General features: G+C 61.1%; 18 protein-coding genes and 3 pseudogenes. 9 read left to right on the top strand and 12 right to left on the bottom strand.

From position 1 onward, the window contains the following. Window positions 1–562: 562 nt before the first annotated feature. Window positions 563–1,561 (bottom strand): DUF4351 domain-containing protein, encoded by a 999-nt coding sequence (locus tag E4Q23_RS19385; protein ID WP_169068168.1) that lies wholly within the window; start codon window positions 1,559–1,561, stop codon window positions 563–565. Between the two features lie 690 nt (window positions 1,562–2,251). Further along, window positions 2,252–2,809 (bottom strand): DUF4351 domain-containing protein, encoded by a 558-nt coding sequence (locus E4Q23_RS19380; RefSeq protein ID WP_169068167.1) that lies wholly within the window; start codon window positions 2,807–2,809, stop codon window positions 2,252–2,254. A gap of 83 nt (window positions 2,810–2,892) precedes the next feature. Between E4Q23_RS19380 and E4Q23_RS19375 the strand changes: the two genes are divergently transcribed. Then, the gene (locus E4Q23_RS19375; RefSeq protein ID WP_169068166.1) at window positions 2,893–3,141 is read left to right on the top strand and encodes a type II toxin-antitoxin system Phd/YefM family antitoxin; all 249 of its coding nucleotides are present in this window, start codon (window positions 2,893–2,895) and stop codon (window positions 3,139–3,141) included. Further along, window positions 3,138–3,335, top strand: a pseudogene (locus E4Q23_RS25340) (type II toxin-antitoxin system VapC family toxin); the annotation flags it as partial. The gene E4Q23_RS19375 and the pseudogene E4Q23_RS25340, both read left to right, overlap by 4 nt. Here the strand turns inward: E4Q23_RS25340 and E4Q23_RS19370 are convergent. Continuing rightward, window positions 3,299–4,972: pseudogene (locus E4Q23_RS19370) on the bottom strand (SDR family oxidoreductase); the annotation flags it as partial. The pseudogenes E4Q23_RS25340 and E4Q23_RS19370 sit on opposite strands and share 37 nt — an antisense overlap. Window positions 4,973–5,138: 166 nt before the next feature. Here E4Q23_RS19370 and E4Q23_RS19365 point away from each other — a divergent pair. The 4 genes from E4Q23_RS19365 to E4Q23_RS19350 all read left to right on the top strand — a co-directional run bounded on the left by E4Q23_RS19365 (window position 5,139) and on the right by E4Q23_RS19350 (window position 8,716). Beyond that, entirely contained in the window at window positions 5,139–5,720 is a 582-nt protein-coding gene (locus E4Q23_RS19365) for a phasin family protein (protein WP_169068164.1), read from the top strand. Between the two features lie 210 nt (window positions 5,721–5,930). Continuing rightward, complete coding sequence (locus tag E4Q23_RS19360; protein ID WP_169068163.1) at window positions 5,931–7,148, top strand: patatin-like phospholipase family protein; 1,218 nt, start codon at window positions 5,931–5,933, stop codon at window positions 7,146–7,148. A gap of 92 nt (window positions 7,149–7,240) precedes the next feature. Further along, window positions 7,241–7,900, top strand: a complete 660-nt coding sequence (locus tag E4Q23_RS19355) for a TetR/AcrR family transcriptional regulator (RefSeq protein ID WP_169068162.1) — start codon at window positions 7,241–7,243, stop codon at window positions 7,898–7,900. 42 nt (window positions 7,901–7,942) lie between these two features. After that, window positions 7,943–8,716 (top strand): hypothetical protein, encoded by a 774-nt coding sequence (locus E4Q23_RS19350; RefSeq protein WP_169068161.1) that lies wholly within the window; start codon window positions 7,943–7,945, stop codon window positions 8,714–8,716. A 44-nt stretch (window positions 8,717–8,760) separates the two neighbouring features. Here E4Q23_RS19350 and E4Q23_RS19345 read toward each other — a convergent pair whose 3' ends face one another. Next, window positions 8,761–10,263 (bottom strand): wax ester/triacylglycerol synthase family O-acyltransferase, encoded by a 1,503-nt coding sequence (locus tag E4Q23_RS19345; protein WP_169068160.1) that lies wholly within the window; start codon window positions 10,261–10,263, stop codon window positions 8,761–8,763. 78 nt (window positions 10,264–10,341) lie between these two features. Between E4Q23_RS19345 and E4Q23_RS19340 the strand changes: the two genes are divergently transcribed. After that, window positions 10,342–10,602: an acyl-CoA-binding protein gene (locus tag E4Q23_RS19340; RefSeq protein WP_169068159.1), complete on the top strand. Its 261-nt coding sequence runs from the start codon at window positions 10,342–10,344 to the stop codon at window positions 10,600–10,602. Between the two features lie 39 nt (window positions 10,603–10,641). Here E4Q23_RS19340 and E4Q23_RS19335 read toward each other — a convergent pair whose 3' ends face one another. From E4Q23_RS19335 to E4Q23_RS19320, 4 genes and pseudogenes are all read right to left on the bottom strand, one after another. Beyond that, a complete protein-coding gene (locus E4Q23_RS19335) occupies window positions 10,642–10,920 on the bottom strand; it encodes a polyhydroxyalkanoic acid system family protein (protein ID WP_169068158.1) in 279 nt (92 codons plus the stop codon). Window positions 10,921–10,939: 19 nt separating this feature from the next. Further along, on the bottom strand, window positions 10,940–11,806 hold the full coding sequence (gene rsgA / locus E4Q23_RS19330; protein ID WP_169068157.1) for a ribosome small subunit-dependent GTPase A: 867 nt from the start codon (window positions 11,804–11,806) through the stop codon (window positions 10,940–10,942). Then, window positions 11,803–12,126: a 4a-hydroxytetrahydrobiopterin dehydratase gene (locus tag E4Q23_RS19325; protein WP_169068156.1), complete on the bottom strand. Its 324-nt coding sequence runs from the start codon at window positions 12,124–12,126 to the stop codon at window positions 11,803–11,805. The genes rsgA and E4Q23_RS19325 overlap by 4 nt, the downstream gene beginning before the upstream one ends. Window positions 12,127–12,173: 47 nt before the next feature. Further along, window positions 12,174–13,413, bottom strand: a pseudogene (locus tag E4Q23_RS19320) (M48 family metallopeptidase). Window positions 13,414–13,457: 44 nt separating this feature from the next. On the opposite strand from E4Q23_RS19320, the gene orn reads away from it, so the two are divergent. Next, window positions 13,458–14,003 (top strand): oligoribonuclease, encoded by a 546-nt coding sequence (gene orn / locus E4Q23_RS19315; RefSeq protein WP_169068155.1) that lies wholly within the window; start codon window positions 13,458–13,460, stop codon window positions 14,001–14,003. 19 nt (window positions 14,004–14,022) lie between these two features. Here orn and E4Q23_RS19310 read toward each other — a convergent pair whose 3' ends face one another. The 4 genes from E4Q23_RS19310 to trxA all read right to left on the bottom strand — a co-directional run bounded on the left by E4Q23_RS19310 (window position 14,023) and on the right by trxA (window position 18,099). Then, window positions 14,023–15,705 carry an ArnT family glycosyltransferase gene (locus tag E4Q23_RS19310; RefSeq protein ID WP_169068154.1) on the bottom strand — a complete coding sequence of 561 codons (1,683 nt, stop codon included), beginning with the start codon at window positions 15,703–15,705 and terminating at the stop codon, window positions 14,023–14,025. 205 nt (window positions 15,706–15,910) lie between these two features. After that, on the bottom strand, window positions 15,911–16,126 hold the full coding sequence (gene rpmE / locus E4Q23_RS19305; protein ID WP_169068153.1) for a 50S ribosomal protein L31: 216 nt from the start codon (window positions 16,124–16,126) through the stop codon (window positions 15,911–15,913). Between the two features lie 137 nt (window positions 16,127–16,263). After that, window positions 16,264–17,520 carry a transcription termination factor Rho gene (gene rho, locus E4Q23_RS19300; RefSeq protein WP_169068152.1) on the bottom strand — a complete coding sequence of 419 codons (1,257 nt, stop codon included), beginning with the start codon at window positions 17,518–17,520 and terminating at the stop codon, window positions 16,264–16,266. Between the two features lie 252 nt (window positions 17,521–17,772). Then, on the bottom strand, window positions 17,773–18,099 hold the full coding sequence (gene trxA / locus E4Q23_RS19295; protein WP_169068151.1) for a thioredoxin TrxA: 327 nt from the start codon (window positions 18,097–18,099) through the stop codon (window positions 17,773–17,775). A 211-nt stretch (window positions 18,100–18,310) separates the two neighbouring features. On the opposite strand from trxA, the gene fdxA reads away from it, so the two are divergent. Then, window positions 18,311–18,634 carry a ferredoxin FdxA gene (gene fdxA / locus E4Q23_RS19290; RefSeq protein WP_169068150.1) on the top strand — a complete coding sequence of 108 codons (324 nt, stop codon included), beginning with the start codon at window positions 18,311–18,313 and terminating at the stop codon, window positions 18,632–18,634. The last annotated feature ends 97 nt before the right edge of the window (window positions 18,635–18,731 follow it).

Genomic DNA, 18,731 nt, shown 5'->3' with positions numbered 1-18,731 from the left:
TGTAGACCTCGTGCATCAGCCGCTTTTCCAGTTCAGTCGGCAGGCGCATCAACCAGTCGATGACGCTGAACAGGTCAATGATGCGCTGTTTGTCCCACTTCCGTTCGTAGAGCAGCTTGGCCAAGCGTCATTTGGCGGCCTAGCGTTGGGTCCGGGTCACCATTTTTCTGGCGGGCGAACAGGTGCGCCGCGGTGACCAGGGCGACGACGTTGGTCATTGCGAGGAGGCGCAGCGACGGTGGCAAGTTGGTCATTGCGAGGAGGCGCAGCGACGTGGCAAGTTGGTCATTGCGAGGAGGCGCAGCCGACGCGGCAATCCAGTTCCATCCTCTCACTATTTGCCGCCGCATTGGCCTATTGACGACGCGAAAAGCCAAACCTCTGGATTGCCACGTCGGCTTCGCCTCCTCGCAATGACGGCGAAGGGAGCTGGGGAACGCTACGGCGTTCGTAGTGGCGACGCCAGCTGCAATCACCCCGCTGCGTCACCGCCATCGCGAGGGCCATTGGCAAGTGCCCTTGCCCGTGCGCCAAGCCCGGCAATGTGGCAGGAATTTGCCGCTCAGTCCCGATCGAAGACTTCGTCCAGCGATTTGGCGTCAAGAATCCTGAGCGCCCAGCTTTCGAGTTGCTCAACTGTGGCGCCGGCCAGTCGGGCGCGGACGGCATCCGGCAAAGTGCCGAAGCGTCGGGCGAGTTGGCTCTGCAGGAGGGCAGACTCCCCTTCCTGCCGACCTTCCTGCCGGCCTTCCTGCCGACCTTCCTGCCGGCCTTCCTGCCGACCTTGCAACAATCCTTTTTCGATGCCGAAGCGTTCGGCAGAGGTAACGTAGGGCATGGTGACCTTCCTTTCCAATGTGTAGACCTCGTGCATCAGCCGCTTTTCCAGTTCAGTCGGCAGGCGCATCAGCCAGTCGATGACGCTGAACAGGTCAATGATGCGCTGTTTGTCCCACTTCCGTTCGTAGAGTAGCTTGGCCAAGCGCCATTTTGCCGCATAGCGTTGCTCGGGGTCACCTTTTGTCTGGCGGGTGAACAGGTGCGCCGCGGTGACCAGGGCGAAGGGGTTGGGATCAGCCAGGAGGGCTTCGGCCTGGTCGGCGTAGTCAAGAATCTTGACCGTCGGGAAGCGGATGCCGACTTCACAGCCAAATAGCTGGTAGCCGAAGTGGGTGGGTTTCCAGTCTTCGCCTTCGTCCGCGAGTACCGCGAGACTGGCGACCGGGCGACGATAGCGATCATAGAGGCGGTAATTATAGGTGAACAGGCGTTCGGGAAAATTGGCGTCGCGCTGGCCCTGGACTTCGACGTGGATGTAGACCCATTGTTCGCCTCCGTCCCGCGTCGCCACCTGCACCAGGCGGTCCACCAGGCGTTTGCCGAGTTCGGCGTCCTGGACGATCTGGGCGAGTTCCTGGTCGAGGAAGACGTGCGCTTGCTGCCAGTCGATCTCGGCGTGCGCCGACGGGAAGTAGAAGGCCATGAACTCGGGGAAGTAGCGCGTGATCGCGTCTTTCCACGGGGTGTCGTAGTCGTCGTTGGCTGAAGTCTGGTTTTCCATGGCTGTGCCTTGTCACCTGTTCCGCGCAGGAAGATCACGATACCGCGCGCGGGAAGCCGGTGGGTGAAAATCGACTCGTCGGGAATGGGGAATGGGGAATTTGGCGCCACACCAGTTCGCATGCCATTGCGAAGAGGCGCAGCCGACATGGCAATCCCGTTCAATCCTCTCACTATTTCCCGCCGCATCGGCTTCTTGACAACGCGAAAAGCCAAACCTCTGGATTGCCGCGTCGGCTGCGCCTCCTCGCAATGACGGTGGGCGGAGCTGCTGGCGGACAGTCGCATCAGGAATGCAGCACTACACACTACGGCAAGGTGACTTTGCGCGGCGAGGTTGTAGATTTCGTCGGGCTGCAGTGGAGGGGCTTTGTTTGGATCTGGATACTGACTGTCAGCTTGTGGGTAGTCACGAGCGGAGGCGTTGGGATGCGCCGTGACATCTATCTCAGTGCGCGTGATCGGGTGATGGTGCGTTGCCGGGAAAGATCCGCACCTTGGTGGGCGCCGGCGGTGGTGCTCGGCGTTCGGCAGCGCGCCTGCCAACATGCAGGAGCCCGATTTATCGGACGATAGGCGGCTGGCTGATCGCGGGCGCTTCGACAACACGATAGCTCGTCATCGCCCGATGAGTCGTGCTCCGACATCGCCGCGAGGACGAGCGGGGGTTACCCATTGCACAAGAAAATGATCAGTCTTTGAAGACGTTTTCCAGGGTGGCGGCATCCAGGATGTTGTCGGTCCAGCGTTCAAGCTGTTCCAGCGTGGCGCTCCTGAGCCGCTGCCGGGTAGCTTCGCTGAGGGGGCCGAAGCGGCGGGTAAGTAGCCGTTCGAGCACCTTTTCTTCGCCTTGCTGGATGCCTTGCTGGATGCCTTGCTGCATGCCTTGCTGGATGCCGCGTTCGGTGGCACGGCGTTCGACGCTGGTGACGTAGGGCATTTTGCGCTCTCCTTCAATTTGTTCGATATCTTGCCACAGCTTATCTTCCAGGCCTTCCGGCAGGCGCATCATCCAGTCGAGCACGGCAAAGAGGTCGAGGATGCGCTGGCGCTCCCAGCGATGGAACTGGATTGCCGCGTCGGCTGCGCCTCCTCGCAATGACGGCGGGGGCTGCGGTGGGGGCGGCGGGGGACGGTGGGGAGTTGCGTCGAGGGCCGGCGGGTGGCGAAAGCTGGCGAGCTTGTGACGGGCTTTGCTGTCCACGTGCTCGCGCAACTGCGCCTGGCCGGCACAGTCAGTGGCACGCATGCGAGCAGGTCTCCCGTCGTCAGCCGGAGTAAGATAGCACTCTGGCCAGACCAGACTAACCGAATCGTATATTGGAGGCGACGATGCAAACCGTGAATATGCTCGAGGCGAAGTCCAACTTGTCACGCCTGGTGGAAGCGATCGAACAGGGGAAGGAACGCGAGATCGTCATTGCCCGGAACGGCCGGCCCGCTGCACGCCTGGTGCCGATCGCGGAGCAAGCGCCCGAGCGACGCATCGGCGTCGCCAAGGGGGCTTTCGAGGTTCCCGATAGCATCGACGGCAGCAATGAAGAGGTCGCTCGTTTGTTTCTGGGGCGGCACGGATCTTGAGGCTGCTGCTCGACACCCACGTCGCCTTGTGGGCCATCACCGATCATCCAGGCTTGTCGGCGAAAGCCAGAGAATTGATCCTCGCTCCCGCCAGCACGATCTGGGTCAGCGCCGTGACGGTATGGGAAATCAGCATCAAATCGAGTCTGGGCCGAGGTGACATGCCGGTTTCCGGAAAGCGTGCTCTGGAGCACTTTCGCCAGGCGGGATACCGACTGCTTGCCGTCGAGCCGGAACATGCAGCGGCAGTGGAGAAGCGTGGGGCGTTGGTGAGGACGCCGATGGACGAGATGTTGATCACCTGCCCCTTGCGCTTGGTCAGCATTCCGGGAAGTAGGCCCATGGTCAGCCGCAGCGCGCCGAAATAGTTCACTTCCATCGTCCGTTCGAAATCGTGGAAGCGATCGAAGGAGTTCTCGATGCCGCGGCGAATCGAGCGTCCGGCGTTGTTGACCAGGATGTCGACGCCGCCGTGCTCCTCGTTGAGGGCTTTCACGAGTGCGTCACATTGTTCCTTGTTGGCGATGTCGACGGCGTAGGTGATCAGTTGCAGGCCAGCGGCCTCGAACTCCGCGCGGGTTTCGTCAAGGGTCTGCTGATCGCGGGCAATGGTGACCGCTATCGCGCCGGCCTCGGCCATCTTGCGGATGGCGGCCCTGCCGATTCCGGACGAACCGCCGGTGACCAGTACCACTTTGCCCTCAATATTGCCGCGCAAGGTGCGATCGATGAACAGGTCGGGGTCAAGGTGACGTTCCCAGTAGTCCCACAGGCGCCAGGCGTAGCTATCGAACGCTGGTACGGCAATGCCGGTACCTTTGAGTGCGCGCTGTGTTTCGCGGCAATCGAAGCGGGTCGGGTAATTGACGAAGTCGAGGATGTCGTCAGGCAGGCCGAGGTCCTTCATCACTGCGTTGCGAATACGTCGAACGGGCGTCAGCGAGAACATCGCCTTGCGCACCGAGCGCGGGATGAAACCGAGCAGTGCGGCGTTGATGCGCATTGCCATTTCCGGTGCGTGCGCCGCGCGAGCAATGGTATTGAGCAGGTCGCCAACGCGCATTGGCGTCGGATCCGTGAGGTGGAAGCACTGACCATCTTCGCCCTTGAGGTGCGCAATGTGGTCCATCGCGGCGACCACGAAGTCGACCGGTACGACGTTGATGCGCCCGCCCTCGATGCCGATGGTCGGCATCCACGCCGGGAAGGTCTTGCGGATCTTCTGGATCAGCTTGAAGAAGTAATAGGGGCCGTCGATCTTGTCCATCTCGCCGGTACGCGAGTCGCCAACAACGATCGCCGGACGGAAGACGCGCCACGGGATCTTGCATTCCTGACGAACGATGGCCTCGGAATCGTGTTTGGTGCGAAAGTAGGGATTCTCCAGGTTCTCGGCTTCGTCGAACATGTCTTCGCGAAACAAGCCTTCGAAGAGTCCGGCGGCGGCGATCGAGCTGGCGAGGTGGAAGTGCTTGGCGGCGATTTCCTCCGCCAGCTGCACCGTGTTGCGTGTGCCGTCGACATTGGCCCGCTGTTGCTCCTCGGCGCTGGCCTTGAGGTCGTAGACGGCGGCCAGATGGAAGAAGTGATCGACCTTGCCTTTCAGCTTGCGAATATCGGTTTTCGAGATCCCCAGCTTGGCCTGTGTCAGGTCGCCGACGATGGGGATGACGCACTTTTCGTCGCTGTTCCAGAACTCGTAAAGTTCCTGGATCCGGTCGGCTTCGACGCTGCGCACCAGGAAATAGACGACCGCGTCTGGGCGGGCCAGTAGCTTGGTGATCAGCCGCTTGCCGATGAACCCAGTGGCCCCGGTGACGAAGTAATTCATTGCTGTCTCCCGAAATTCATGTCATTTTCTTGCCTAGACTATCAGTCGCTAGAGCTTGCAACCCAGGCCTTTAGTGTGCGTCCTCTAGATATTGTCACTAGACTTGGTTTCCAGGGCAAGCGAAAAAGCTTGTCACCTTTTGATTAGTACCTTCAAGGAGATAAAGATGGGCAAGAAACTCAAAGAACTGGCGGGTGACGTCAACGAGAACCAACTGGCATCGACGGTCAAGGAGTCTGCCCAGCAAATCTGGCTGGCGGGTCTTGGCGCCTTTGCCAAGGCACAGGAAGAGGGCGGCAAGGTGTTCGACGCGCTGGTCAAGGAAGGCGAGACCATTCAGGCCAAGACGCGCAAGATGACCGATGAAAAGATCGCCGATGTGGCCGGCAAGGCAACCGGGACCTGGGATCGCCTTGAGCAGGTTTTCGAGGATCGCGTGGCGCGCGCCCTGGGAAGCCTCGGCGTGCCGAGTAAGCAGGATATCGACAAGTTGTCCAAACGCGTCGTTGATCTGAGCGCTGCCGTGCAGGCGCTGACGGAAGGGAAGCCTGCCGCCAAGCCGGCCAGTCCCAGGACCACGGTCAAGTCGGCCACTCGGCCGGCTGCGAGCGTTGCACAAGCGGTTACCGCCGCCGCCAAGCCCGTTGTCCGCAAGCCTGCGGTACGGAAAGCAGCGACAGCCAAGCCGGCGGTGCCGGTAACGCCTGCCGACGTGCTGAATACGCTTCCCAAGAGTGGCGCCGAGTAATCTGGTCGCCAGCTTGCGGTGCCAGGTTTCTGAACGACTCTGAACGACTTCTGGCTCCGTAAGCTGCGCGCAAGGTTTTCTGGGGCGCAGCAGGCTCAATACGGGAGGGCGGGTCTCGCCTTGTGCACCCTGTCGGCGTGCCTCGCGGATCATCGGCTGGCCTTTCGGCGCTGCCTCTGACCGCGCTTTCTCAAGTAAAAGGGCTATTCCATGACGGCGACAAGCAGGCCTGCAAAGATCGCGCTGGCGCTCGCCGGCGGCGGTCCGGTGGGTGGAATCTACGAAGTGGGCGCAATGGTCGCCTTGTCCGAGGCGCTCGACGGCGTCGATTTCAACGCGTTCGACATCTACGTCGGTGTCAGTTCTGGAGCCCTGCTTTCCGCTGCGGTCGCCAACGGCTTGGGGCCTGCGGCCCTGGCCAGGATGCTCGTCGAGAACGACAACAACGAAGTGTTCGACCCCGGCATGCTGTTACGGCCGGCTTTTGGTGAATACATCCGGCGCGCCATGTCGGTGCCGGCTATCTTCTGGTCATCCTTGCGGCAGTATCTGTCCGACCCTTGGCATCTTCGTCTGGTGGAGGCTTTCCAGGGCCTCAGCCATGCCATTCCGACCGGCGTTTTCAACAATGCGGGAATCGACAAGCTGCTCTGCAAGCTTTTTTCGACGGGTGGGCGAAGCAACGATTTTCGCCAGTTGAAGCACCAGCTTTTTCTGGTGGCAACCGATCTCGATACGGGTGAGTCGGTAGCCTTCGGCTCGGCAGGGTATGACGACGTGCCGATTTCCGTCGCCGTGCAGGCAAGTGCGGCTTTGCCGGGTTTGTTCCCACCGGTCAGGATCGGCGAGCGCTATTTTGTCGATGGCGCCTTGATCAAGACTCTGCACGCTTCCGTTGCGCTGCACGAAGGCGCCGATCTGGTGATTTGTGTCAACCCGCTGGTCCCTTTTGATTCTCGGCTAGCGGCTCGGCGACCGGCGCACGAACGTTCGACGTCGGCGCCCACACATCTCGTCGAGGGCGGTTTGCCGGTCGTCCTGGCACAGACTTTTCGCGCCATCATCCACTCGCGAATGCGCACCGGCATGGACCGCTACCGGCTCGAGTTCGCAGGGGCCGATGTGCTGCTCTTCGAACCGACACGCGACGATGCTGACATGTTCTTTACCAATGTCTTCAGCTATCGTGGCCGTAGTCGCCTTTGTGAGCATGCCTATCAGCGGACCCGCAAGGACCTCTATCAGCGCCGCCACGAACTGCAGCCCATTCTTGCGCGCCATGGCTTCCAGTTGAATCTCGGTGTGCTCAAGGATCACACGCGCTCTCTCCTGTCACGCAAGCGCCGTCCGGATCTGGCGAGCAGCGCCAGCGCGCTCGATTCGTCCCTGGCTGACCTGGAACGGTGGTTGCAGGCGCAAAAGGCGTGACCCCGTTCTCCCGCTCTCGGGAACAAGGCGAGTGGCATTCCCTGCGCTTGCCAGCGGTGCTATCCTGACCCGCGTCGACAATCTGGCTCACGATGGGGGACGGATGGAAAAAAAAGCCGAAGAGGCGTACTCGCGAGAGAATCGTCGAGACCAGCCTGCGCTTGTTCAACGACTTTGGCGAGCCGAACGTGACGACGACGGTCATTGCCGACGAGATGAACATCAGTCCCGGCAACCTCTATTATCACTTCCACAACAAGGACGAGATCATCGAGGAGATTTTCGTCGTCTTCGAGCGCGAGATCGAGGAAACGCTTGCCGCGCCGACGCGACGCCTGGCCGATGTGGAAGATATCTGGCTGTTTCTGCACCTGCTCTTCGAAACGATCTGGAAGTATCGCTTCTTCTACCGTGATCTGAACGATCTGCTGACCCGCAATCGCCTGCTCGAGATCCATTTCAAGCAGATCATGGCGCACAAAGTGCATACCGCAACCAATCTCTGCGAGGGCCTGGTAGCGACGGGTGCCATGCGTGCGACAACTCTGGAACTACGGGCTCTGGCGACGAACGTGGCGGTGATCGCCAGCTACTGGCTGTCGTTCGAGTACGCTTGCGATCCACGCGGCAAGATCGAGGGCGGTCGCATCGGGCGCGGTGTGTATCAGGTGATGGCGATGCTCTCACCATTTCTGCTTGACGAATCGAAAATGCTGCTCGAAAAGCTGTCGCGTGAGTACGTCACGACGTAGCAGCAGGTTGGTGGAAATTTCTCACGCATCTGGAGGAAGATCATGGCTTGGAACAAATTCCCCTATCCCGAAAAGGCCTACGCCTATCCCGGCGCGGCGCTGCAGAAGAGCTGGGAGCGCCTGCATCGTGGTGACTGTGAGCCGTTTCCCGAGGACGCCAGGGTCCAGGATGCCTGGCGCAGTTATCACGCGGGTGACTTTGGCAAAGCGGTCGAGTCTGGCCTGGCCTGTGGTATCGCCGGCTACAACGCCGCCAACAAGGCTGCCGCCATCTATGCGAATTACCTCGATAGCGATGACGAGCACAAGCGTCGACTACTTCTGGAGGTCGCTCGGCGCTGCGAGGAGCAGCAGGGAAAAACGCCGGCTGACGCCAATTGCTGGTACTTGCACGCCTATGCCCTTGGCCGCTACAGCCAGAGCATCTCGGTGGTCAAGGCGCTGACGCAGGGCCTCGGCGGCAAGATCAAACACAGCCTGGTGCAGGCTCTCGAACTGCAACCCCGGCACGCCGACGCACGTGTCGCGCTGGGCGCTTATCACGCCGAGGTGCTCGACAAGGTCGGAGCGCTGGTCGGGGGAGTGACCTACGGAGTGAAGAAGAGCACCGCCAACGAACTCCTCGAAGCGGCTCTGAAGCTTAACCCCGATTCTGCGATTACCCGCATCGAGTATGCGAATGCCCTGGTGATGATGTTTGGCAAGGCGAAAATGAAGGATGCCGAGCGCTTCTATCAGGAAGCCGCGGCTTTCACGCCGATGGATGCGATGGAGCGCCTCGATGTCGAAGCGGCGCGGGCCGAACTGGCTGATTGAGCTTCGCCGTAGCCGTGGCGCGTTGCTCGTGCGGGCGACGCGGGTCAGCTTGGTCTGCTGGTGGGGGGGCTGCGGGCCAGGTCTTCGGCAACGGCGTCGGGGTCGGCAAGCCGATCGCCGGGTTGCAGGAGGACCAGCCAGAGAAGTTTTTCGAACTCATCGGCAAAGCGGTCGACGATGTTCTGCGGATCGTCGACCATGCCTTTGTCGGTGATCACGCCCAGTTGTACGCGCTGGTTATAGGAGAGGATGCTGACCCCCATGCCAATGTCGCCAGCCTGCGGAACCCAGACCATCTGCTGGTCGATGCTTTGGCCGGCTAGATAGCGCAGCTGCTGCGAGCCCGGGACATTGGTCATCACCGCCGTCGTCTTCCCGGCCAGCAGGCGGAGCAGTTGCTCTTCGACGAAGCCTGGTGCCATGCCCGCCGCGCCGAGCAGGGCGTAGGTCAGCAGCGCCTGATAGGAGCTCTTCAGTGCGGCCATCCGGGCGCGTGTCGCGTAGAGGCGGGCGAGTGGGTTCTCGATACCGACCGGTAGTTCCAGTGCCACCAGGCCGAAACGGTTACCGAGATCGCCGCTGTCATTCGGCGCGCGCAGATTGACCGGGACCATGACGCGAATCTCGGCGCCGTTTACCACGTCGCCCTTGGCCATCAGATAGCCGCGCAGTGCGCCCGCCGCCGCCGCGAGCAGGGTGTCGTTGACCGAGCAGCCGAGTGCCTTGCCCGTGGCCTTGATCTCGGCCAGTGAGATTGGCTCCGACCAGGCGACGCGCTTGACCGTACCCGGCTTTCCCTTGAAGCGTGTTGGGCTGTCCGCCGGCATCAGCGCCAGTTTGCCGATTTCTCGGGCAACGGCGCCGCCGATGCGGGCAAGGTCGCCGATTGGCGCCGACTCCTTGCGCAGGGCGAGGTATTGTCCCCAGAGCTTGCAGCCGACGCTGAGCACGCTCGCCGTGACTTCGCTGAGCGGTTCAAGGACCAGCTCCCAGAAGAACTCGCCTCTATCGCTTGCGTCGCCAGCCGTGCCGGGTCGATCAGCGCTGGCGCCAGTCGCGGTGCTCCGCTCAGACTCTTCCGGGGCATCGATTTGCGCGTCGGTCAAGGCGTTGGTGACCCCGATGAGGGCGATGCCGTCGGCAATCGCGTGATGGATGCGAACGACCAGGGCTGAATTTCCGTCGGCGATTTCGACGAGGTTGAATTCCCAGCGCGGCCGTGCCGGATTGAGCGGTGTGCTGGCCATTTCGGCGACGAACTTCTGCAGTTCCAGTTTGCCGCCGGGCGCAGGAAGCAGTGAATGGCGAAGGTGGGTGTCAATGTCGAAGTCAGGGTCGTCTACCCACCACACGCCATCGGCGTCTACCGTCGCGATCTGCCGGAAGCGTCGGTAACACAGCAGGCGATGGACAATGGTGCGTTTCAGGCGCTCGCTGTCGATGCGGCCAAGGAAGATCATGACGCCGATGATTTGCATCAGATTTTCAGGTCGGTCCATGCGTAGCCAGGCGGTGTCGACGTGGGAAACTTTTTCGCGCGCGGTCATCCCAACTGCTCCCGGAGAAAATGGCCAAGGCATATAATGGCAAGACGATTCATCAGTTTATCGACCGGAGAGATCAGCGTGAGTGATTTACAGACCCAGTTCGAGGCCGCCGTGGCCGCTTCCAAGACCCTCAGCGAGCGGCCGGACAACGCCTCCTTGCTGAAGCTTTATGCGTTCTACAAGCAGGCCACCGATGGCGATGTCGAGGGCAGGCGCCCAGGGTTTACGGACATGGTTGGTCGCGCCAAGTATGACGCCTGGGCAGCGATAAAAGGGACTGTGTCTGACGATGCGATGAAGCAGTACATCGCACTGGTCGAGAGCTTGCACGCGAGCTGAAGAAGCCCTGTCTGCAGGCCGCAGGTGGGAACGCCAGCCTCAGGCTGGAAAATTCTCATCGAAGAAACGTTGTACTTCGCGCTCGATGCTTGGCTTGAGCGCGAAGAGCAGCAAACCAAGCGTGATTTCGAGCGCGACCTCCTTGCTGTCGAGCGACAATTCGCCGCTAACGCCTGGCCTCTTGAAGTTCATGACATCGCCGTCCCAGTCGTAATCCAGGTCGAACTCCTCCTTCAACTCGGCAGCCATGTGTTCAGCAGATTTACGGGCCTGGGCGCGCGTTTTTCCATGGTTGCGGCGAATACTGATGTCGCTCATCGTAAAGACTCCTGTGGGGTTAGCCGATTTCGGCGCAGAGTGAGCGGAATACCGCGTAGCGGCGTGGGTCGATGTCGCCGTGCCCGAGCGCAGTATGCACGCTGCAGTGGGGTTCACGGTCGTGCCGGCAGTTACGAAAGCGGCACTTGCCGAGCAGCGGGCGAAGTTCGAGAAACGCCAGTGCGATGTCCTCCGACGACAGGTGCTGCAGGCCGAACTCGGTCAGCCCCGGCGAGTCGATCAGCGCCGCGGCCGTGCCGAGACGGTAGAGCCGGGAATGCGTGGTGGTGTGCTTGCCGGTGTTGAGCGCTTCCGAGATCTCGCGCGTGGCTGCTCGGGCGTCGGGGATCAGGGAATTGATCAGGGTTGATTTGCCCATCCCGGATTGGCCGATCAGCAGGCTGAGATGCCCGGCAAGATGGGGCAGGAGGAGGGCGCTGTCCTGTGTCGCGGAGAGCATCATTACCGGGTAGCCGAGCTTTTCATACTGCGCCAGCGGCGCCCGGGCTGCTGCCACCCGCTCGCTCAGGTCGCACTTGTTGAGAACGATCAACACCTTGATATCCTGGCTCTCCGCAGCAACGATGCAGCGCGTGATCAACTCGTCCGAAAAAGCGGGTTCGGTGGCGACCACAACAATCACTTGCGTGACGTTGGCGGCAATCAGTTTCTGCTTGAAGTGGTCCGAGCGATAGAGCAGGGTTCGGCGCGCTTCGATCGAGCTGATCACGCCCTGGTTGGCGCTGCTTTGTTCGACGATGACCCGGTCGCCGCAGGCGATGGCGCTCTTCTTGCCGCGCGGGAAGCAGAGCAGGGTCGTGGTATCGGCCAACTCGACCCGGTATTGCCGGCCATAAGCTGCGACGACGGTGCCGGTCAGCTTCAAAACCCCGTCAGGGCCTCAATTTTGGCAGCGCAGGTGAAATCGTTGCGCGACAGGCCACCGACATCGTGCGTGCTGTAGCTGACCTTGACACGGCCGTAGCCGACTTCCAGGTCGGGGTGGTGGTTTTCGCGTTCCGCGAGGGCAGCGACGGTATTGACGAAGAGCAGCGTCGCGGCGTAGCTGGCAAAGGTAAATTCCTTCTGCAGCAGGCCACCGCCAGAAATCTGCCAATCCCGCAGGCAGGTGAGCAGACTGTCTGCCTGCGCCGGCTCGAGCAGGTGTTCACTGCCGCGCAGGGGGGCGGCAATGTTCGCGGGCAAGTTCGTGTGCGGTAGTCATGGCGGCGAGATCCTCGGGTGGGCTGGGTTCACACCTGCTGCAGGCGTGCAATACGCAGCGCAGCGGGTGGGTGAGAATCGTAGAACAGCGAGTGCAGCGGGGTCGGGGGTCAAGGTGGCTGCGTTGTCTTCGTACAGCTTCACCAGCGCGGCAACGAGATCGCTGGCGGAAGCCTTGTCGGCTGCGTAGCGGTCGGCCTCGAACTCGTCGCGGCGTGAGAGCAGGCTCAGCAGCGGGGTGAGCAGAAAGGTGAACACCGGCGCGGCGAGGAAGAACAGCAGCAGCCCCAGGGCCGTATTCTGCGTTTCGACACCGAGGCCGTTGAAGAACCAGCTGGCGTCAATCAGCTGCCCGAGGATGGCGAGAAAGCCGAGCGACAGCGCGAAGAGCATGGCGATGCGCTTGAGCACGTGGCGGTGCTTGAAGTGACCGAGTTCGTGCGCCAGCACGGCCTCCACCTCGAGAGGTTGCAGGCGGCCGAGGAGGGTGTCGAAAAAGACGATGCGTTTGCTTTTGCCGAAACCGGTGAAATAGGCGTTGCCGTGGCTGGAGCGCTTTGAACCGTCCATCACGAAAAGGCCCGAACTGCTGAAGCCGCAGCGGCTCAGCAAGGCTTCGACACGCGCTTTCAGAGGCGCGTCGTCGAGGGCGACGAACTTGTTGAAGAGGGGCGCGATCCAGGTCGGGTAAAGGAACAGGATCAGCAGGTTGAAGACGCACCAGAAGAGCCACACGTAGAGCCACCACAGGCTACCCATTCTATCCATCAGCCAGAGCACGGCGAGCAGCACCGGCGTGCCGATGGCGACGCCAAGGGCCGCCTGTTTCAGGAGGTCGGCGAGAAACAGCCCTGGCGTCATGCGGTTGAAGGCGAATTCTTCTTCGATGACGAACTGTCGATAAAGCGCCAGTGGCAGATCGATGATGGCCGAGATCGCCAGCACACTGAAGATCAGGGCGACGCCGTAGGGCAGGCCGTCGAGTCGTGGCGACCAGAAGTCGTGCAGGGCCTGCAGGCCGCCTCCCAGCGTCAAGGCGAGCAGCAGCGCGACTTCGACGACCAGGTCAACTCTGCCGAAGCGGGCCCGCCTTACCGTGTAGTCAGCGGCTTTCTGGTGTGCGGCGAGTTCGATGCGGTCGGCGAAGCTCGCGGGAACTGCTGCGCGGTGCGCCATGACATGCGAGATCTGGCGTTGAGCCAGCCAGAGGCGCAGGATGAACGTCGCCAACAGGGCGGCAAGGAAGGCGAGAGAGAGAGGATTGAGCATACGAGTGTGACACAATAGTCGTTTTATCGGTTCAGGCGGATTATATGGCACAGGATGCAAATCACCTCGTTTGGCTGGACATGGAAATGAGCGGCCTGGAACCTGAGCGCGATCGCATCATCGAGCTGGCGATGATCGTCACCGACAGTCAGCTGACGACGATCGCCGAATCACCGGTGTGGGTCGTGCATCAGGACGACGCCTGCCTGGAAGCCATGGACGAGTGGAACCAGAAAACGCACGCGCGCTCGGGCCTCATCGCTCGCGTCAAGGCGTCTACTCTCGACGAGGGGGCCGTTGCAGCGGCCGCGCTGGCCTTCATGCAGGAGTACGTTGGCCAGTCGGTCAGCCCGATGTGTGGCAATTCCGTCGGTCAGGACCGGCGCTTCATGGTCAGGTACATGCCGCAGCTCGAGGCCTGGTTCCACTACCGGAATCTCGACGTCAGTACCCTCAAGGAACTGTGTCGGCGCTGGAAACCCGAGCTGGCGAAAGGCTTTGTCAAGAAGGCCGATCATACCGCGCTGGCCGATATCCGCGAGTCTGTCGAAGAGCTGAAATTCTACCGCGAGCACTTCATCAGGCTGTGAGAACACCGCTGCCGACAGTTCACTGCTGATCGCCGCCTGCTTGGCGGTTGGCGGTCGTCTTCGCTTGGCGTCGGTAGAGCTGCAGCTTTTCGTTATCGCGACGGTCACCGGGTCGTCCACCCTCCCACACTTTCTGCCAGCTGCCAGCGCCTGGCGCACCATGCGTGGTCAGCAACAGATCACATTTCTTTCCGGCGGGGCTGGTCAACGCCAGCGTGCGTATGCCGTCAAAATAGTCGAGCGAGGCGAGCAGGGAGTCGGCGAGGTTCAGTCCGGCGATGCACCCGTGCTTCTCGGGTAGTGCTTTGGCCAGCGCCGCCGACACCGGACGGTAGGTTTTTCCGTAATCGATCCAGGGCATCCAGAGGGTCGCAATCAGCAGCCAGAACAGGGTCAGGCCGGCCATCCAGTGCATGATGCCGCGCATCGGCGAGCGTGGACTGGTGACGATCAGCCAGCACCAGATCAGTGTCCCGAGCACAGCGAAGCTGACGCCCAGCAAGTTGAACTGACCGACGAAGCCCGGTTCGAGCCGAAGGGCCTGCTGTCCCAGCCTCTCCGGCCAGCCGAACACCAGTGCCGACCAGCCAATCCAGGCCAGAATGGCAAAGAAGCTGAAGGTGATCATGTTGAACCAGTCGAAGGCGTTCGCCGCACCTCGGCGCAGCGATGAAACGCCCGGGACGGCGAGCAGAACCAGCGGCGGCAGCAGCAGCAAGGCCGTCGTGCTACGTGCGCCAAGGTAGGTAATGATGGCCAGCAGGGTCACCAGGAAAGCGAAAATCGGCAAGGCCAAAGGAAGCGTGCGCAATTGCCGGCGCTTTGCCCACAGGGTCCAGCCGGCGAGCGGCAGCGCCGGCCAGGCGTACCAGGGGAGCAAACCGGAAAGGCGCGTCAGATTGAGCAGTGGCTGATTGCCGCCAGCGAACACGGCCAGCTCGTCCTGCCAGAAAGCGGCCAGGAAATCGGGTGCATCACGTTGCAAGGCACCTAGCCAGGCGCCAGCAAGCAGAGCCGCCATGAGCAGCGCGCCAAGCAGCATCACGATAGCACGCCGGCGGTTTTCGGCGCGCCAGGCGGCAAAGGCGGCCACGGGTAACAGCGGCAGCATTGCTGCCAACCCGTTGGCGAGGAAACCGAGGCCGAGAGCGGCGCCGAAGCAACACGCGCCACGCAGCGCCCGGCCGTTGATCTGGGCAAGACCCCAGTAGGCGGCGGTGTGCGCGGTCAGTGTTGCCAGCATCGGTTGCGCTTCGTGGGCGTGGAACAGGAAGCCGATACTGCCCGCCAGCAGCAGCGGCGCTGCCGGGGCTTGCTCGCGGCCGTGCAGTTCACGTGCCGCGAGATAGATGAAGGTCAGGGCGAGGAGCGTAAACACGCCGCTGGCCAGTCGCGCCGCTTCATGTAGCGGCAAAAGCCAGGCAAACAGGTAGCTGGTTGCTCCCGCCACCCAATAGTGCAGGGGCGCGTCGGGGTAGGGAGCACCCGCCAGGCTCAGGCTCAGCCAGTGGCCGTTGCGGACCAGATCGTGGACCACGCCGATGGTCACCGCATCGTCGTTTTTCCACGGGTCGTGGCCGATCAGCCCGGTAAAAATGTACAGGACGAGCAGGATCGCCAGAGTCCAGCCACTCGGCGGTAGCGTGATCCCCTTGAATCGTTTCTGCTCCGGCCGAGCTGACATCGCTGAACTGGTGCTCATCCTCGTCTTCTGCTAACGGTCATGACATGCCGAGACACTCCAGCGCATGAAAGTCATGACCGTTTCCCTCCTTCCCCTGCCCCTTCTCCCGCAAGGGAGAAGGGAGTTTCGTGAGTCGCTTGCGCGACTTTCACATTAACCCACATGAAAAAGGCAGCCTTGCGGCTGCCTTTTCTGCCGACTCCAGTCGACCCTTTGGCGTGGCTTAAGCCGACTTGCGCATCGCACCGTACTTCTGGTTGAATTTCTCGACCCGACCAGCGGTGTCGATGATCTTCTGTTTGCCGGTGTAGAAAGGATGACAGGCCGCGCAGACCTCGACGTGCAAGTCTTTCTTCATTGTCGACTTGGTGGCGAAGGTGTTGCCGCAGGAGCAGGCCACCGCGAGTTCGTTGTATGCTGGATGAATGTTAGCTTTCATCGGGTGCTTCTCCTGTGTGTTCGTGCGGTCTGGCCATCGCCGGAAGAGGCGATCGGCACGAGAGCATTTTTTTTGAAAGAACGCGATTATCGGTGATTTCTTGATCATCTGCAATCGGCTGATGATCGCAGTGTCGATCAGCGGCGCATCGAGTCGAAGAACTCGGCGTTGTTCTTGGTCGCCTTGATCTTGTCGAGCAGAAACTCCATCGCGTCGAGATCGTCCATGTTGTAGAGCAACTTGCGCAGGACCCACATCTTCTGCAGTACATCCGGCTTGAGCAGCAGTTCCTCACGGCGGGTGCCCGAGCGGTTGACGTTGATTGCCGGATAGACGCGCTTTTCGGCCATGCGGCGATCGAGGTGGATTTCCATGTTGCCGGTTCCCTTGAACTCCTCGTAGATCACGTCATCCATGCGGCTGCCGGTGTCGATCAAGGCGGTGGCGATGATCGTCAGCGAACCCCCTTCCTCGATATTGCGTGCGGCACCGAAGAAGCGTTTCGGCTTTTGCAGGGCGTTGGCATCGACGCCGCCAGTCAGTACCTTGCCGGATGCCGGCTGCACGGTGTTGTAGGCGCGCGCCAGGCGGGTGATCGAGTCGAGCAGAATGACCACGTCGCGCTTGTGCTCGATCAGGCGTTTGGCCTTTTCGATCACCATCTCGGCAACCTGTACGTGACGTGTGGCGGGTTCGTCGAAAGTCGAGGCGACCACTTCGCCACGCACCGAACGTGTCATTTCGGTGACTTCCTCGGGGCGTTCGTCAATTAGCAGGACAATGACCGTGACGTCCGGGTGGTTGGTGGTAATAGCGTGTGCGATATGCTGCATCATGACCGTCTTACCGCTCTTCGGGCTGGCTACGAGCAGGCCGCGCTGGCCTTTGCCGATGGGCGCGATGATGTCGATGATGCGACTGGTAATGTTCTCTTCGCCACGGATTTCACGTTCGAGTTTCAGGTGCTCGGCCGGGTGCAGCGGCGTCAGGTTCTCGAAGAGGATCTTGTTCTTCGACGCTTCGGGCACTTCACCATTGATCTTGTCGACCTTGACCAGGGCGAAATAGCGTTCGCCGTCTTTTGGCGTGCGAATCTCGCCCTCTATGGTGTCGCCGGTGTGCAGGTTGAAGCGCCTGATCTGGCTGGGGCTGACGTAGATGTCGTCGGTGCTGGCCAGATATGACGTGTCCGGCGAGCGCAGAAAGCCGAAACCGTCGGAGAGCGTTTCCAGCGTGCCATCACCGAAGATGGTCTCGCCTTTTCGCGCCTGATTCTTGAGCAAGGCGAAGATCAGTTCATGCTTGCGCAGGCGGTTCGCGCCTTCAACATTGTTGGTGACCGCCATTTCAAGTAGCTGGCTGACGTGGAGTGCTTTGAGTTCGGATAGATGCATGCGCTGGAGACGAAGAAGGGGGACACCGGGAAGGGGAAAACCAGAAGCGCCACGCGTTGTCGCGAATGAAGCGCGTACTGAACGCAGTGCGGCGAAGGCGGGAGGGGGGCTACGACGATCAGGAGAGGACGTTTGGAGGATCCGCTGACGGTTCCACTGAAGGTTCAGCGCTGAATTGACTCAGCGCGGATTCTTGATTTGCTATGGGCCAGAGCTTGCACCCATCGAACCTTCGGACGCAGGGTAACGGCTTCAGAGATTGTTGTCAATGAAAGTGGTCAGTTGCAGCTTCGACAGGGCGCCCACCTTGGTAGCTGCCGGTTGGCCATTCTTGAAAATCATCAGCGTCGGAATGCCGCGAATTCCATAGCTGGCAGGCGTCTTCTGGTTGTCATCGATGTTCAACTTGACAACCTTCAGACGGCCAGCGTAATCGTGGGCAACGTCGTCGAGGAGGGGGGCAATCATCTTGCAGGGACCGCACCACTCGGCCCAGTAGTCAATCAGAACCGGCTGCTCTGACTGAAGGACATCGGCGCCGAAGCTGGCGTCGGTAACATGGTGGATGTGTTCGCTCATTAAGAAGCCTCTTGCAGGGGACTGTTGACTTGGATGGGGTGCGTAACGGAAGCGGGCCGCATGCTTGGCGGAAGCCACGAGCCGAGGGTCAGCTAGCCTGCTCATGCTAGCGAAAAAATCCCGGGAAGGGAAGTAAAGGACGCCGCCAAGCTGTCTCGCCCTCGGCAAATGGGCTATAGTAGCGCGCATCTCAATTTCCAGATCAGAGACAATGACCTACGTCGTTACTGAGAACTGTATCAAGTGCAAATTCACGGACTGTGTCGATGTCTGTCCCGTGGACTGCTTTCATGAAGGTCCAAACTGCCTGGTCATTGATCCGGATGAGTGCATTGATTGCACGCTGTGCGTCCCGGAGTGTCCGGCGGAGGCCATCTTCGCCGAGGACGATGTGCCCGACTCGCAGCGCGCCTTCATCGCGCTCAATGCCGAGTTGGCCAAGAGCTGGCCGGTCATTGCCGAGCGCAAGGAACCTCCGGTCGATGCCGACGAGTGGAACAACCAACCGGACAAGCTGAAGCTCCTCGAACGCTGAGTCGCAAGCGGAGCTGGGCAACGCTTGCCGTTGCAAACCCTGTGGTGCCCGTGGCCCGTGCGCTGGAATCTTGCCTGCTTCCTGCGTGCGTTGCGCT

Origin of the sequence: Candidatus Accumulibacter phosphatis, from assembly GCF_012939955.1 — a bacterium.
Taxonomy (GTDB): domain Bacteria; phylum Pseudomonadota; class Gammaproteobacteria; order Burkholderiales; family Rhodocyclaceae; genus Accumulibacter; species Accumulibacter delftensis.
Note: the sequence above shows the minus strand (reverse complement) of the source record. Positions and strands in the feature narration are given on the sequence as shown.

Excerpts from the sequence above, each read along its gene's own strand:
- E4Q23_RS19385 (WP_169068168.1), bottom strand. The coding sequence starts at position 1,561 with ATGGAAAACCAGACTTCAGCCAACGACGACTACGACACCCCGTGGAAA.
- E4Q23_RS19380 (WP_169068167.1), bottom strand. The coding sequence starts at position 2,809 with ATGCGTGCCACTGACTGTGCCGGCCAGGCGCAGTTGCGCGAGCACGTG.
- E4Q23_RS19375 (WP_169068166.1), top strand. The coding sequence starts at position 2,893 with ATGCAAACCGTGAATATGCTCGAGGCGAAGTCCAACTTGTCACGCCTG.
- E4Q23_RS19365 (WP_169068164.1), top strand. The coding sequence starts at position 5,139 with ATGGGCAAGAAACTCAAAGAACTGGCGGGTGACGTCAACGAGAACCAA.
- E4Q23_RS19360 (WP_169068163.1), top strand. The coding sequence starts at position 5,931 with ATGACGGCGACAAGCAGGCCTGCAAAGATCGCGCTGGCGCTCGCCGGC.
- E4Q23_RS19355 (WP_169068162.1), top strand. The coding sequence starts at position 7,241 with ATGGGGGACGGATGGAAAAAAAAGCCGAAGAGGCGTACTCGCGAGAGA.
- E4Q23_RS19350 (WP_169068161.1), top strand. The coding sequence starts at position 7,943 with ATGGCTTGGAACAAATTCCCCTATCCCGAAAAGGCCTACGCCTATCCC.
- E4Q23_RS19345 (WP_169068160.1), bottom strand. The coding sequence starts at position 10,263 with ATGACCGCGCGCGAAAAAGTTTCCCACGTCGACACCGCCTGGCTACGC.
- E4Q23_RS19335 (WP_169068158.1), bottom strand. The coding sequence starts at position 10,920 with ATGAGCGACATCAGTATTCGCCGCAACCATGGAAAAACGCGCGCCCAG.
- orn (WP_169068155.1), top strand. The coding sequence starts at position 13,458 with ATGGCACAGGATGCAAATCACCTCGTTTGGCTGGACATGGAAATGAGC.
- E4Q23_RS19310 (WP_169068154.1), bottom strand. The coding sequence starts at position 15,705 with ATGAGCACCAGTTCAGCGATGTCAGCTCGGCCGGAGCAGAAACGATTC.
- rpmE (WP_169068153.1), bottom strand. The coding sequence starts at position 16,126 with ATGAAAGCTAACATTCATCCAGCATACAACGAACTCGCGGTGGCCTGC.
- rho (WP_169068152.1), bottom strand. The coding sequence starts at position 17,520 with ATGCATCTATCCGAACTCAAAGCACTCCACGTCAGCCAGCTACTTGAA.
- trxA (WP_169068151.1), bottom strand. The coding sequence starts at position 18,099 with ATGAGCGAACACATCCACCATGTTACCGACGCCAGCTTCGGCGCCGAT.
- fdxA (WP_169068150.1), top strand. The coding sequence starts at position 18,311 with ATGACCTACGTCGTTACTGAGAACTGTATCAAGTGCAAATTCACGGAC.